We start from the raw sequence: 13,707 nt of genomic DNA on the forward strand, positions 1-13,707 counted from the left end.
CGGGAGTTTTCTCTCAATTGTCTTCACTCTAGCCGATGGGCTGAGGGGTATTAATATTTTGGCTTTTAGCCAACTACGGGGCAGGTAGCTCGCCGTGTTGGCTTGAGAAAAAAAGTGGGGGTTATTTTAGGCTTTCTTACCTGCCCTTGCGATTGCGGCTATCGCTATTATTATGGCTATTATGGCGAGGCCGATTGCCGCGTAGGCTATCATGTTTATAGTCTGCAGGGCTGCTACGCTGGCTTGGAGGTTGGATACATCTTCCTGTAATGCGTCTATGTCATCGGCTAGGGCGTCAGTTGTTGGCTTCCAAGCTGGGATTGTTCTGACGGTGAAAGTCTTGGTCGCTGTGCCAGTGTTGCCAGCTAGGTCTTCAGCCGTGGCGGTTATGGTTGCTGTTCCATCGTAGCCGGTCATGATCGAATATGTACCCGTGTAGGGTGCAGTGGTTGAGATTGTGACCGTGGCTGCTGAAGCTCCGGACTGTGTGACTGTGACGACTGGTGCTGCCTTTAGGTCTTCGTTGGCGGTGACCGTGATTGTGACGGACTCCTCACCGTATTCGGCTTTGTCGGGCGTTAATGTTATTGTGAGGGTGGGTGGTGTGGTGTCTTCTGCGAGGGCTGTCACCTCGAAGGTGGCTGTCTCGGTGGCGCCTCCCTGGCTGGCTGTGACTGTGTAGGTTCCAGCCGTCGCGTCGGATGGTAGTTTGAATGTGCGTGTGAAGGCGCCGGTGCTGTCGGCTTTCACGGTCGTCATTAATATGCTGGTTCCCGCAGGGTTTGTGACTTGGATGGCTACGTAGGCGTCTGGAGCTGCGACGCCTGATATGGTGACTGTTCCACCCTGCATGTAACTGGACTTGTCGGTTGAGACTGATGTAACTTGGGCGGTTGCCGCTGGGGCGGTTGCCGCTAGTGCCAGCAGTGAGAATAGGACTATGGCTAGTATGGTCGAATTCGACTTCGGGTTCATGTTGAGTGTTTTCATATTCATTTTTCAACTCTCCTTTCAGATAAAAAAGGGGGATTTATGGTTTTTGTGTTGTTACTCGACGGTGAAGGTCTGTGTCACTGGGTCGGCTACGGCTACTCCGCCTAGTGCTGGGAAGTTGTCGAAGACGCTTACTTCAAAGGTCCATGTGCCTGTTTGGGCGTCTGCTGGTAGGATGAAGCTTGGGCTGAAGGTGAACTCTTGCCCTGCGGCTAGGGTTGTCTGGACGTAGTCAGTTGGGTAGGCTGTGCCGTCTGGGGCCATCACTTGGATGGCTATTAGGAAGGTTTGGCTTGTGGAGGCTGCATTCTTGACTGTGGCTGATAGTAGGGCTGTCTCGCCGGCTGTGAAGGCTGTCTTCTCGACGCCGGTTGAGTCCTTGGTGGTGGTGCCTGTGGTCTCAGCTGGCATTTCTGGCGTTGGGGTTACTCCCACGGTGGCTGTTGCTTTGACGACTGTCCAGATGGCTGTCGGGTTTGTGCCTGAGTATCCTGGGATTGTGTAGTCTTTGTATTGGGCTGTTATGGTGTCGCCTGCTGTTACTTTCAGCTGGGTTCCTGACGTAGATGCTGTTGAGAACGTGATTGACCCTGTGAAGATTCCTGTATTCGGCCCTGTCTCAGTCATCGTTAGGCTTATGCCAGCTGGGTCTGTGTCTGAGTAGACTTTGAATGTTTGGACTGGGGTCTCGATCAGTTTGTAGTTCTGGTTGTCGTCTGGTTCGGTTAGGGTTATGGTTGCTGTATCAGTCAGTTCATAGTTTGCTTTGTCGAACGTGATTGTTGCCGTTGTAGCTCGTATGGCGGCTGTGGCTGTGTGGGAGACCTCTTTAGCTCCAGAGGCGTCTACTTCCTCCTTGTAGGTCACTGTGAGCCCGTCCCCGTCGGAGACTTGGACTGTTGTTCCGCCGGCGCTCTTGCTAAGGGTAAAGTCTGTCTCGAAGATGCCTGTGTTCACACCTGTCTCGATAGCGTTATTGTCGGGGCTGGTTGTTGTCGACATGGTTGAGGTCTTGATTGTTATCCGTGATTTGTCTATCGAGTCAGCTGCGCTGTCGTGTGTATTGCAGTCTGGGTCGTTGATCGTTACAAGGACTCTGCCGTAGATTGGATAGATTGTCTTGTCGAGTGATACTGAGCCTGTTGTGGCTGTTATCTTCGCTGTTGTCTCGACGTCTAGCTCTGAGCCTGTTGCATCTTTCTCATCGTTGTATCGGACGTAGACTGTGTCGCCTTTGGCAACTTTGATGTTGGGTGCTGAGCTTGCCGCTGTGGTCATGGTGAAGTTGCGTGTGAAGACACCTGTGTTCGGGCCTGTCTCAGTTAGCTGTATGGTGATGCCGGACATGTCTGTTGTGCTCCGTATATCCACATAGTTGGCTTGGTTCACGTTGCCTGAGCCGCCATCGGCGCTCACAGTCTCGACTGCCTCTGGGTCTCTGTTCATGTCGGGCTCTGTGAGGGTGATCTTCCCCTCAGCTCCGATCGGGTAGCTTGACTTGTCGAGTGTGATGGATCCTGTCCTAGAGGTTATTGAGGCGAAGGCTGTTATTGTGGTTGGGTTTCCAGACGAATCTTCTTGGTCATAGTAGCTTACTGTTATGGTGCTGGCTGGGGCGTAGGCTTGTGTGAATGTGTAGGTGCCTTTGAACTCGCCTGTGTTAGGCCCTGTCTCGTTCACGGGTATTGCTGTTTCGGAGAGGGTTGGGGTTCCACCAGTTATCTGTATTGTGACTCTTCTGCCTGACCCTGCAGATGGTATCGAGTCTGCTGCTGCAGGGTTAGTGTTCACGTCTGGGTCGGTGACATAGACAGTCACTACTGTGCCCGACTTGTAGCTGTAGCTTGATGCATCTGTCTTTATCGTGCCTGTGGTTGTGGAGTAGGTGGCGGTTGCGGTTATGTCTTGGGCTGCTCCGTTCGCGTTCGATGCATCCTTGTATAGGGCTGTGATCGTGTCACCTGTGCTCACCCGGAGAACTGGAGAGTCTGCTTGGGTTGTTGTCCCAGTTGCCTTGAAGGTAAAGGTCCCTGTGAAGACGCCAGTATTTGCGCCTGTCTCAACCATTAGGATGCCGCTGGCTGGGCTGGACGCTGACCCGCTCGATGTGCTGTATATGTAGACCTTACCAGGCTCAACCGAGGTGGGGTCGGTGTCTCTGCTGATGGTTTGAACCGTGGATGAGTCTGTGTTGAGGTCAGGGTCTGTTAGCGTCAAGGTTGCGGTGGAGGTTATGCTATAACTCGATCTGTCGAGGGCGAGTGTTCCTGTGCTGGTCTTGAACGTGGCTGTGGCTGTAACGTTCCTAGTAGTTCCAGTCACATCTTTGGCGTCCACGTAGAGTACGGTTACCTTCTTGTTCGAGCTCGCTTGGATTGTCGGGGTGTCAGCTTGGCTTGTCGTGGATCCAAACTTGAACTCTCCAGTGAATATGCCTGTGTTCTTCCCGCTCTCCTCCATCTTTATGCCTGAGCCGATGGAGTCATCTTCGCTGAAGACGTAGACTTTGCCCCCGTCGCTCTTAGAGGCTGGGGTAGTATCTCTGCTGATTATGTCCACGACTTTCTTGTCAAGGTTTAGGTCTGGCTCTACGAGTGTGACCTTAGCCTTGTCGCTTATGGTGTATTGAGCCTTGTCAAGACTTATGGAGGCTGTAGTTGTGGCTACGGAGGCTGAAGCTGTAACGTTCCCGGATGGGGCGGCATTAGTGTACTTTACAGATATGACGGTCCCGATGGTGGCTGAGGGTGAGACTGATCCTGAACCCTCAAATGTGGCTGTGTTCGAACCAGTTTCAGTGAAGGTTGTGATCGATATGTTAGTGAGGGTCAAGTTCAGTAGGTCTGAATCCCAAGCGGAAGTGTATGACTCTGCGGCAGTTGGGTCATAGTTTATATCTTGATCTGCAACCTGCGCGTAGAGGACCATGCTGGGCGCGTAGGTTGTTCTGTCAAGTGAAACGGTTCCAGCGCTGCCCCGTGTGTATTCGAGTTCGGCTGTAACGTCTATCGGGGAGCCTGCGCTGCCAGCGGAGTCATGGTAAGTGAACGTGATTATTTCACCTTCACTCGCAGTGATATAGACGAGTAGCTTGTTAGCAGACCATTTAACGCCAGTGCCAATCTCGGGCTCCTTACCCTCGGTAAACCCGTCAGAGCTATCAGAGTCCCAATTGGCAGAGGATTCAGCTGGGGGGGTTGGTTCTTGGGCTGCCGCGCTAGACGGAATTCCACTCGTGTTGTGGAAGGTCATAGCACCTGTCACATTTAATGTTACGAATGCAACCCATGATCCTCCCGAGATCTGATACAGCGGCAGTTGTGTTAGAGTCTGTTTATGTACTCCAGATTGAGAGTAGTTCAGTTGGATTGTTTTGTCGACTGTTACTCTCGGTGGGGCTGAGCTTCCAGTTGAAATGTCGGGGTCTGTGATTGTCACCTGTACAACCTTGTAGCCTCTTATTGTCGAGCTTGAGAGTGTTATCGTCCCTGTCGTGGAGGCGTGTGTGACGATGGGGAGCGCAGCCATTACGCTCAGTACCAGGAGGGCTATTGTCGCTATGCTTAGACTCATTCTTAGGCTTAAGGTTAGGTTTGGCTTTATGTTCATACTTCTCACTCACGCTCATCTAGTTGATGTTTCCAAAGCTCCACTATCGAGCCTTCACGTATATAAAACCTGTCTTAGAAACTGTAAACAAAAGTAAACAAAACACACCGAAACGACAGCCACCCAACACTAACCGGACGACCTACCATGCCCCCTCCTCCTCAGGAAGAAGAAGAGGGAGGAAGCAAAGGCGACTAAACCAAAGACTGCCAAAAGCCAAACCTCCACAGGCCAAGAAGCTTCGGGTACCTGAAGCCTCAAGAGAGCCCCATCGCCACCCTCACCCACTGGGCTGCCGAAGGAAGACAAGATCAAGCCCCCCCTACGGTCGAATGCTATCCCGTAAACTCGCCCCAGCTCTGAGAGCAGCAACTTAGGCGTATCGCTCCCAGGCTCGAGAACCTTTAAAGTTCCACCCTTCTCCGTGAAGTAGACCCTTCCTGCATCATCAACCGCCACATCGTAAGGGTTTCTCAGCCCCCCCGCGAGCGTCACAGGCTCCAACTGGCCCTTCGGGAGCATCTTCAAAGCCCCATCCTCAGCCCCCGCGCTCCCAAACTCGACAAAGTAAACGTTGCCCCTACTGTCCACCGCAATACCGTAGGGAACATTCAAACCTGAGAGCAAAACCTCAGGTCTATCTGCCCCATGGGGCAACTTTATGAGGGAACCGTTCACCGACCTCACGCTCACATATAGGGTTCCTTCACTATCTACAGCTAAGTCCCAGATGCCCGGCTCCTCCAAAACAACTTCAGCCCCCCGTAATCCCGAGACCGCCCTCCAGAGCACCCCCTCAGCAGACTCCACCACATAAACTTCACCCTCAACCCCAACCGCCACCCCAGCAGCCGACGTTAAAGGAGAGAGCAGCACAGTGACACTTCCATCCACACTATACCTCTTTAGCGCCCCCTCCAAGGCAAACTCGGCGAAGTACACATTCCCCTCCGAGTCCACAGCCACCCCCGTAGGGTGGCTCAACCCCTCTAGTATGGCCTCAACCTGAGGCTGAGAGTTGGCGATAGCCGGCATGACGTAAACCAGCGAACTGCCAACCAGAAGCATGACCCACAGGGGGACTGTGATGTTCCTAGTTAATCGAGTATTGGCCAACTCTACTCGACGCTCTCTGGAGCGCATGGATGCTAAAAGATTTTTGGTCGACATATCTGAAGAGGAGCCACTGTCAGCGTCGATGGTGACGATTTTACTGGTCACCCCCTCTTATAAGGAAGGTAACATCGTTCAGCGGAAGCCTTTCATTAGACTCGACAACTACGTAAATAAAAAACCACATCCATCCTGTTCACGTTATCTAAGCCTTGGATCTGAACATGGACAGTAGTTGTAGGGATGAGTATACTGAGTAGCGAGATAATGGTGGCTGTTAGGATTTAGACTGGTGAGCGCCTTTCTTTAACTTAATAGGTTAAACAGATTCGCCATCAAAATCCAGCCCGGCTAACCTAGTCTTGTGCTATTAAATAATATGGAGAAGATCGAGATGGTTTCTTATTAATAAAAATAATGCCTTATTTTTCAACTTTATTCGAAAATCGAACTCTAAAAAAACTTATTAAAGAAAAAGAATTAAAATATTAAAAATTTCTATGAAAAAGGCGTAAAAAATCTTCACCGCGGCCTTTCATCTAATATCTCTCTAACGAGCCGCTTAATGTATTCAAAATGCCACTTATCCACCGCCTCATAGGCCACAGAGATCTTTGGTTCGGTATGCGAAGGCCGTACAACCAACCAGCCGTCATCGAAGAAAACCTTAACTCCATCCATACAGTCGACACGGTAGCCCTCCCCCTGGAAGCGCCGCCTCAACTTCTCAACATAATTGAACTTCTCAGATTCACGGATGGGAACCCTCATGTCCTCCGCGAAGTATGAAGGGATGTCCACGCCATACTCCGACAGCTGAGTTCTGGTCGCAACTAGATACTCAATAAGCCTTAAACTCGCGAAGAGCGCGTCATCGGCCCCAAAGGTCTCCTCAAAATAGTAATGCCCTGAAAGCTCTCCCGCGAGTGCAGCGCCCTCCTCGAGGAGTTTCTGGGCTATGTAAGTGTGGCCAACTTTGGATGGTATGGGAATCCCTCCTCTCTTCCTTATCCTCTCCTCAATCGCCATTGAAGTGAGAATGTCATGCACCACTTTTGTGGCAGGCTTCTTGCCGAGTGTTATGTCTACCAACAGGGCAAAGACCTTTTTGGGCTCCATGATTGAGCCTTTTTCATCGACGACTGCGAGGCGGTCACCGTCAACATCGTAGGCGAAACCTATATCTGCCCCAACCTCGACAACCTTCCTCTGCAACTGTAGAAGACTCGCCCTATTCGCGGGGTCTGGGTCTCTATTTGGAAAGTTTCCATCGGGTTCGCAGTTCAACTCGTAAACTGATGCACCGAGCTCCCTCAACACTTTTGGGTATATTAGCCCAGCTGAGCCGTTGCCTGCATCTACCACAACTTTCAAGCCTTCAGCTCTAACCTTTATCCTTTCCAGCAGGAATTTTGCATAATCCTCGATTATATCTATGCTATTGAGCTTACCTTCCCCAACCGAGAAATAGCCTACATTGTAGATTTTCTGGATTTCACGTATACCTGACTCGTAGCTGATTGGAATCCCTCTTCCATCATTGAATTTGAAGCCATTATACTCTTTGGGATTATGGGACGCTGTTACCATAACCCCTCCGTCCTGTTTGAGATGAACTGTAGCGAAGATCACCATTGGTGTCGTGACTACGCCTATATCAGTCACTTCAGCACCTGTGGAGATCAGCCCCCGTATGAGGGCTTCCTTTAGGGCTGGGCTACTTAGTCGGGTATCCGTACCTACAACTATCTTGCCAGTGTTGTAAGTCCCGAAGGCCTTACCTATCTTTAAGGCGACTTCTTCGTTCACCTCCTCGGGGTAAGTTCCTCGAACATCATAAGCCCTGAAGATCATACATCGAGCTTCCATGTAACCCCCTTAACCGGTATCATTCACCATACTTTAATCACGTCGCCGGCGTTCATAAACACTATTCATTAACAACACCTATCGTGTTACAAAGTATGCAGGTTCACTGCTGAGCTTGGCTATAAAACCCAGCCAGCTAAAAAAAACTTTCAATAAAGTGGCATTTGTATGTGGAAAGATTCGCAATCAAGGGGATCATATTACTGTTTGTGGGGTAAGTCTACGGTAAAAGCCTTCGACCAGCGGGTAGAATGAATCCGGGATGAGCCGACTCGCAAGTTTCACGATGAGACTAGGTCTACGGACCTTTATGGCCACATTCTCCAAGGGTTCCCCAACTAAGCTGGGGTCCATGATCCCTAGACCCTCCCTATTGGCGAGCAATAAATGTTTGATCTCGAATGGATTTAGACCCATGACCCGCGTAAGAGTAGCGTCCACTGCCACAGGATCATAACCGCAAATAACTACCCCCAACCTCCACAACTTTCCCCGTGTAACTCCTTCCATACATACAGACCCATCAACGATGCAAAGAGAGGGCGGTAAGATCTTGTTTAGATCGACGATAACCTCATTAATATGGGGGTGATATGACGACTTCTTTGGGTTGGGCAGGCAGCCGAACTGGTTCTTTAATGCCCCTGTAATCTCGGTCAGTCCGTGAGTCTTGGCTTTGGCGACCGTGATTAAATAGTGAGGTTTGAGTAGGATCCTTGGGAGCGTCAAACTTTTGAAGTATAGCCCGCCGAGGTCTATGGTCTCAGTTGGCTCCTTTGAGAGGTTGACAAGCGATAGGTGGCCGCCTCCAAACTCCTCGACTAGTTGAGTATACCCCATCTTCTCAAAGGCCCTATCAGCATTTTTACCGCTACTATCAGATTCAATTATCTTAATTGAAGCATTACGATGATGGTTCAGAAGCAGAGCTATAAGGTTTCGGAGAAAGAGTGAGCTGACATTGGCGCCACCTTCAACATCTGTCTCTGCGCAGAGGTTCGGTTTTATGTAGATAGGCAGATTTCCTATATGCAAACCGCCCAGAAGCTTAAGGGCTTTTTCGATGGCAACACGCGTGTCGCCGGTTAATCTTACTATGGCGACTTTTCCCTTAGCCATTTCCAACCTGAACCACCTAGAATGTAGCTGGCTGAGGAGCACCGAAGGGCAGAGGTAACGTGGACCATATCTCAACTGTGTGCCTAAACCAAGCTTGAGCGCCCCTAAGCCGCACTGCCGACTCTGAGAGTGCCGGCGGCTAAACCCTCTTATGGGCGACGACCTTATTGGTTAAGGTACCTATGCCTTCTATCTCCGCCTCCATTACATCTCCCACCTGGAGACGGTAGGACAGACACCCTGGCGGTGTGCCAGTAGATATTATATCACCCCGCTCTAAGGCTACAAACTTGGAGGCAGCGGTCACAAGCTCGAAGATGGAGATGTTCATCTCGCTGGTTGATGCATCTTGTACGGTTTTACCGTTGATCCTCATCCTTAACCGCATGGCGGAAGGATCGGGCAACTCATCGAGTTTAACGACTCGTGGGCCACAGGGCCCAAAGGTTGGAAAGCTCTTAGCCATGCTAAATGGATAACCACTCCTCTCAAGGTCTCTTTGGGTCACATCGTTTAGTATAGTGTAGCCCTGGATGTATCTTTCAACCTCACCAATCCGGAGATTGTGAGCTTTATCTCCGATTACGACCGCTAACTCCACCTCACCAGTAACCCATCCCCATGGCTCAGGCGTCTTCAACCATTGAGAGAGGTTGGGGAGAATGACTGGAACTTTATCCCGCACGAGTGAGTTGGGCGATTTAAGGATGAACACCGGCGCCCCGCCGGCCTTTAGGTCTACACCGAACTCTCTCGCATGTTCGCCGTAGGTGAAGGCGGCGCAAACTACATGCCTTGGTTTATCTATAAATCCAAGCTCCATAGACCAGATACTACCACTCCCAAGGTAACATCAGAGAACTCCCCTAACCGAGATTTAAATGAATCGCGCCCACATCAGCCATAGTTATAGGGGACGCGAGTTAATTATCTATAACCTGAGAGGTTGTTAAAGTTGAAGGTTGAGGTTGCCAGCGAGATATACTGGGTTGGGGCTATTGACTGGAACGTCAGAAGTTTTCACGGATTCACATACTCCACCCACCGGGGGACGACCTATAACGCGTATCTGATATTGGACGAGAAGGTCGCATTGGTGGACACTGTACTAGCGCCTTTCGCTGGGAGTATGATGAATAGGATCCGCGAGATTATCAGCCCAGAGAAGATAGATTACATAATTGCTAACCACCTTGAGATGGATCACACGGGCGCGATCGCTGAGATCTTGAAGTATGCCCCTAAAGCTAAGATAGTCTGTACTGCGAAGTGTAGAGAGGGGTTATTGAAACACTACTCTGGAGACTGGAACTTCTTCACTGTGAAGACGGGCGACACAGTGAACTTGGGTCAGAGAGACTTGAAGTTCATCGAGGCGCCTATGCTCCACTGGCCAGATAGCATGTTCACCTATGTCGAGGCTGAGGCGCTACTACTACCCAACGACGCTTTCGGGCAACACCTAGCCACCTCTGAAAGGTTCGACGATGAGGTAAGCGGAGAGATGCTAATGGGCGAGGCTGCAAAATACTATGCTAACATCCTCTGGCCGATGAGCCTGCTTGTAGAGAAGAAGATTGAGGAGATAAGGCAGATGGGGTTGGAATTGAAGACAATAGCACCAAGCCACGGAATCATCTGGCGGAGTGCCCCTATGAAGATAGTCGACGCCTATCTAAAGTGGGCCAGAGGGGAGTCGGCGGATAGGGCTATGATTGTTTATGACACGATGTGGGGCAGCACCAAGATGATGGCTAAAGCGATGCTTGAAGGCATATCAAGTGAAGGTGTAGCCGCCACGCTATATCGACTTCCAATATCAGACTTGGGAGACATCGTTAAAGAGCTACTTGAAACTAGGGGAATCCTAGTCGGCTCCTCAACAATCAACGCCGGCATGATTCACACAGTAGCCTCATTCCTAGAAGAACTTAGAGGTCTAAAACCGAGAGGAAAGATTGGCGCTGCCTTTGGCTCATACGGCTGGGGTGGCGGCGCCACCGCTGCTATAGAGGAGAAACTCAAACAGAGCAAGATAGAAGTTGCCCTCCCAGCCTTGAAGGTAAAGTGGGTACCGGATGATGATGAACTTAAGAGATGCCGCGAGTTTGGAAGAGAGTTCGCTAGAAAGATAAAGAGCGCCAGTGCAAGCTAGGTCTAGGTATGGGCACAGAGGCCCTCGCCATCGAGGAAAGAGTTGGGAGACAGTTTAGTAATCAAGCCACTCAATCCCGCAAACTCCCACCTAATTGTGGTGGAGGGCCTTGAACGGAATTTATTCAACTACTTCGGAGCCTTAAAATAAAGATGCCATTAGGAAGATTAAGGGGGAATTAGAAGATGCTCCTTACGAAGCCGCCGTCCACGTGGATGTTAGCTCCGGTGATGTAACTAGCCCTCTGGGAGACTAGGAACACGACCAGGTCGGCTATCTCCTCAGGTTTAGCCATCCTGCCCAATGGTATGCGGCTTTCAAGTGCCTTGTAGACGGCTTCATAAGTCTCCCCTGTCAATTGAGACTCAGCTCTCAAGACCTCCTCAGCCCGCTCAGTCAAGGTGTAGCCTTGGCTAACCCCATTCACCAGTATTCCATATTTTGCTAATTCGAGTGATAGTGTCTTTGTCAGGCCCACTAGGGCTAATCTCAGAGCGTTAGATAAGGCGAAGTTCTCTAAGGGCTGTTTAACCGTGAAGGAAGTCAGATTTACTATTCGCCCCCACCTCCTCGCCTGCATGTAGGGTATCACTTCCCTCGAGAACCTCACAGCACTCATGAATATGAGGTCGAACGCCTTCTGCCATGCGTCATCATCGAAGCTGAGAAATGGCCCAACTGGAGGACCACCACAGTTATTTATGAGGATGTTCACTGTGCCAAAACGGTTTACCGCCGATTCTACAACCCTCTTAATGTCTTCTGCTTTGGTGATGTCTGCGGGGACAGCAAGCGCGTCGACTCCTCGCCCGGCATAGGTTTGAATCTCGTCTAGCGCCTTATTTAAACTCTTTTGATTTCTAGAGCAGAGAACGAGATCTACGCCCTCCATTGCGAGGCGAACTGCAATAGCCCTGCCTATGCCTTTACTTGAGGCTGCCACAATTGCCTTCATGCCTTGGATGCCAAGATCCATGCCAACCATCCTCCAATCTCTGCCGGATTTTTACTTATTTTTTATTTTGACCACTTAAGAATTTCTCCCTTACGGGATTTGAGGAGACCTGCTGATCTTTAAAACCAAGTTCCCCTCAGCAACCATATGCCCCGCCTCTTGCATCGCGACGAATATTAGGAGTTTATGACCGTTTACGTAAGGGGCTTTGAGATGAAGTTTGGCATAGGCTTCTCTGCTACCGCGGTTCTGAATTTGACAGCCTGCATGAGGTCACTCCTAGTCACGATCCCGACCACCTTTTCTTCCTCCAACACTGGGAGACGCCCGACCATAGCCCGCGACATCTTTATCATCGCCTCTATCGCCGGCTCACCGGGTTTTACGTAAACCAGCCTCTCAGCTGGAGTCATTATGGCGTTTACTGGCGTAACATTCCACTTCTCTCTGGGAAGCTTTTGAAGGTCGTGGAGTGTCACAATCCCTTTTATCTTGCCGTCCTTGACTGTAGGAAAGCCTTGGTGCTTATGTTTGGAGAAATATTCGCTGACGGCTTCAGCCACTGTCATGTCTGGGTCTATGGTGATCACTTGAGAGCTCATTATATCTTTTACATTCACATCTGCAAGGGCTTGGCTGACTACAGTCTGCCGGAGGCTTGCCTCAGCACCACTCTTTAGGAACAACCCGATAAACATAAGCCAGAGCCCACCCATCCACGCACCTATGAATATTAAGAAGAAGCCAGCAAATATCAGAGCGTAAGCAAAACCGACCCCAACATGGGTTGAGATCTTTGTAGCTTCGACTAGGTCGTTCTTCCGTCCCCATAAAAATGCACGAAGAATCCTGCCTCCATCGAGGGGGAAGGCGGGTATAAGATTGAAAACACCCAAGATAAGGTTCACAAAGGATCCATAAAACAGCGGCGCTGCGACCAATGCGCCTAACCTAAAAGTAATCGCGAAGAACCACGCAACACCAAATACCACCGCCAACACGAAGCTGGAAAGGGGACCCACAAGTGACAGCTTAAACTCCACCGAGGGGCTCTGAGGTTCTTCGGCGATCTGAGATACACCACCAAAGACGAATAGGGTTATACTCGGAACCTGGATTCCGTTGCGTAGAGCTATGTAGGAGTGAGCGAGTTCATGTAATAGTACGGAGGCGAAGAGAATAATTGCTGAGAGAGCCCCTAAAGCCCAGTAAATGATGACGGAAAGCCCGGGATATTGGACGGGCAAAGAGAGCGTTGCCAGCGACCAAGTGACGAGTAGGAATATGACGAACCAAGTGTAGTGCAGCTTAATCTCTATTCCTATTACCTTGCCTAAAGTTAGAGACAAAACACAACCTCCATGATGGTTAATATAGAAATATACGCATCAGCTATCTTTACCTTTCTCCAGCTTACCCGTTCTATTTTCGAGTACTGAAGTGGGAAAATGGTTTTCTGGGCGGGAAGGTAGTATATTTGCTTAGTATATTTGTGTGTTACAGCAAGTTGCGCATTTTTAATGTGGGAGATGAGACATTCTAATGGCACAGTAATTAACAGCATTATGTTGATTTTAAAACGAAATCGTCTAGGATCTTTTCTAATATAAGCATTAATATGTTAATTTATAGCAAACAAAAGAAAGTTCCAAGGAAATTAAGAAAATTCCATTCATATATATAATAATATGGAAAAATTTCAGTTTTCTATATATAGAAAACTAATTTTAACATGAAATTTGATACGAAATAATTAGTGAAATTTAATGAAAGATATTTAGGGTCTAAAAAGTATTCTTATATGGTTGAAAACCATGTCGTCTATGATACCTGATTTTTCTTCTAAAGAAAGGATAAAGAAAAAAGGCCAGCTCATCAAGCTTGATGACGGTTC

9 protein-coding genes are annotated in these 13,707 nt (G+C 49.6%); 1 reads left to right on the forward strand and 8 read right to left on the reverse strand.

The genetic code is table 11. From position 1 onward, the window contains the following. Window positions 1-126 precede the first annotated feature (126 nt). From QXJ75_02025 to QXJ75_02050, 6 genes are all read right to left on the reverse strand, one after another. Window positions 127-996, reverse strand: coding sequence for an MG2 domain-containing protein (locus QXJ75_02025; protein MEM3736858.1), 870 nt, complete (start codon window positions 994-996; stop codon window positions 127-129). A gap of 51 nt (window positions 997-1,047) precedes the next feature. Beyond that, on the reverse strand, window positions 1,048-4,566 hold the full coding sequence (locus tag QXJ75_02030) for a hypothetical protein (protein ID MEM3736859.1): 3,519 nt from the start codon (window positions 4,564-4,566) through the stop codon (window positions 1,048-1,050). A 165-nt stretch (window positions 4,567-4,731) separates the two neighbouring features. Beyond that, window positions 4,732-5,823 (reverse strand): hypothetical protein, encoded by a 1,092-nt coding sequence (locus tag QXJ75_02035; GenBank protein MEM3736860.1) that lies wholly within the window; start codon window positions 5,821-5,823, stop codon window positions 4,732-4,734. Window positions 5,824-6,237: 414 nt separating this feature from the next. Then, window positions 6,238-7,584, reverse strand: a complete 1,347-nt coding sequence (locus QXJ75_02040; GenBank protein MEM3736861.1) for a phosphomannomutase/phosphoglucomutase — start codon at window positions 7,582-7,584, stop codon at window positions 6,238-6,240. Between the two features lie 195 nt (window positions 7,585-7,779). Continuing rightward, a complete protein-coding gene (locus QXJ75_02045) occupies window positions 7,780-8,778 on the reverse strand; it encodes a DUF362 domain-containing protein (GenBank protein MEM3736862.1) in 999 nt (332 codons plus the stop codon). Window positions 8,779-8,842: 64 nt separating this feature from the next. Beyond that, the gene (locus QXJ75_02050; GenBank protein MEM3736863.1) at window positions 8,843-9,526 is read right to left on the reverse strand and encodes a fumarylacetoacetate hydrolase family protein; all 684 of its coding nucleotides are present in this window, start codon (window positions 9,524-9,526) and stop codon (window positions 8,843-8,845) included. 132 nt (window positions 9,527-9,658) lie between these two features. On the opposite strand from QXJ75_02050, the gene QXJ75_02055 reads away from it, so the two are divergent. Then, a complete protein-coding gene (locus QXJ75_02055) occupies window positions 9,659-10,858 on the forward strand; it encodes a flavodoxin domain-containing protein (GenBank protein ID MEM3736864.1) in 1,200 nt (399 codons plus the stop codon). A 178-nt stretch (window positions 10,859-11,036) separates the two neighbouring features. Here the strand turns inward: QXJ75_02055 and QXJ75_02060 are convergent, their stop codons facing one another. Then, the gene (locus QXJ75_02060; GenBank protein ID MEM3736865.1) at window positions 11,037-11,843 is read right to left on the reverse strand and encodes an SDR family oxidoreductase; all 807 of its coding nucleotides are present in this window, start codon (window positions 11,841-11,843) and stop codon (window positions 11,037-11,039) included. A gap of 164 nt (window positions 11,844-12,007) precedes the next feature. Further along, the gene (locus QXJ75_02065) at window positions 12,008-13,162 is read right to left on the reverse strand and encodes a site-2 protease family protein (GenBank protein MEM3736866.1); all 1,155 of its coding nucleotides are present in this window, start codon (window positions 13,160-13,162) and stop codon (window positions 12,008-12,010) included. Window positions 13,163-13,707 lie beyond the last annotated feature (545 nt).

The organism is Candidatus Bathyarchaeia archaeon (genome assembly GCA_038883335.1).
Taxonomy (GTDB): Archaea; Thermoproteota; Bathyarchaeia; order Hecatellales; family Hecatellaceae; genus JAVZMI01.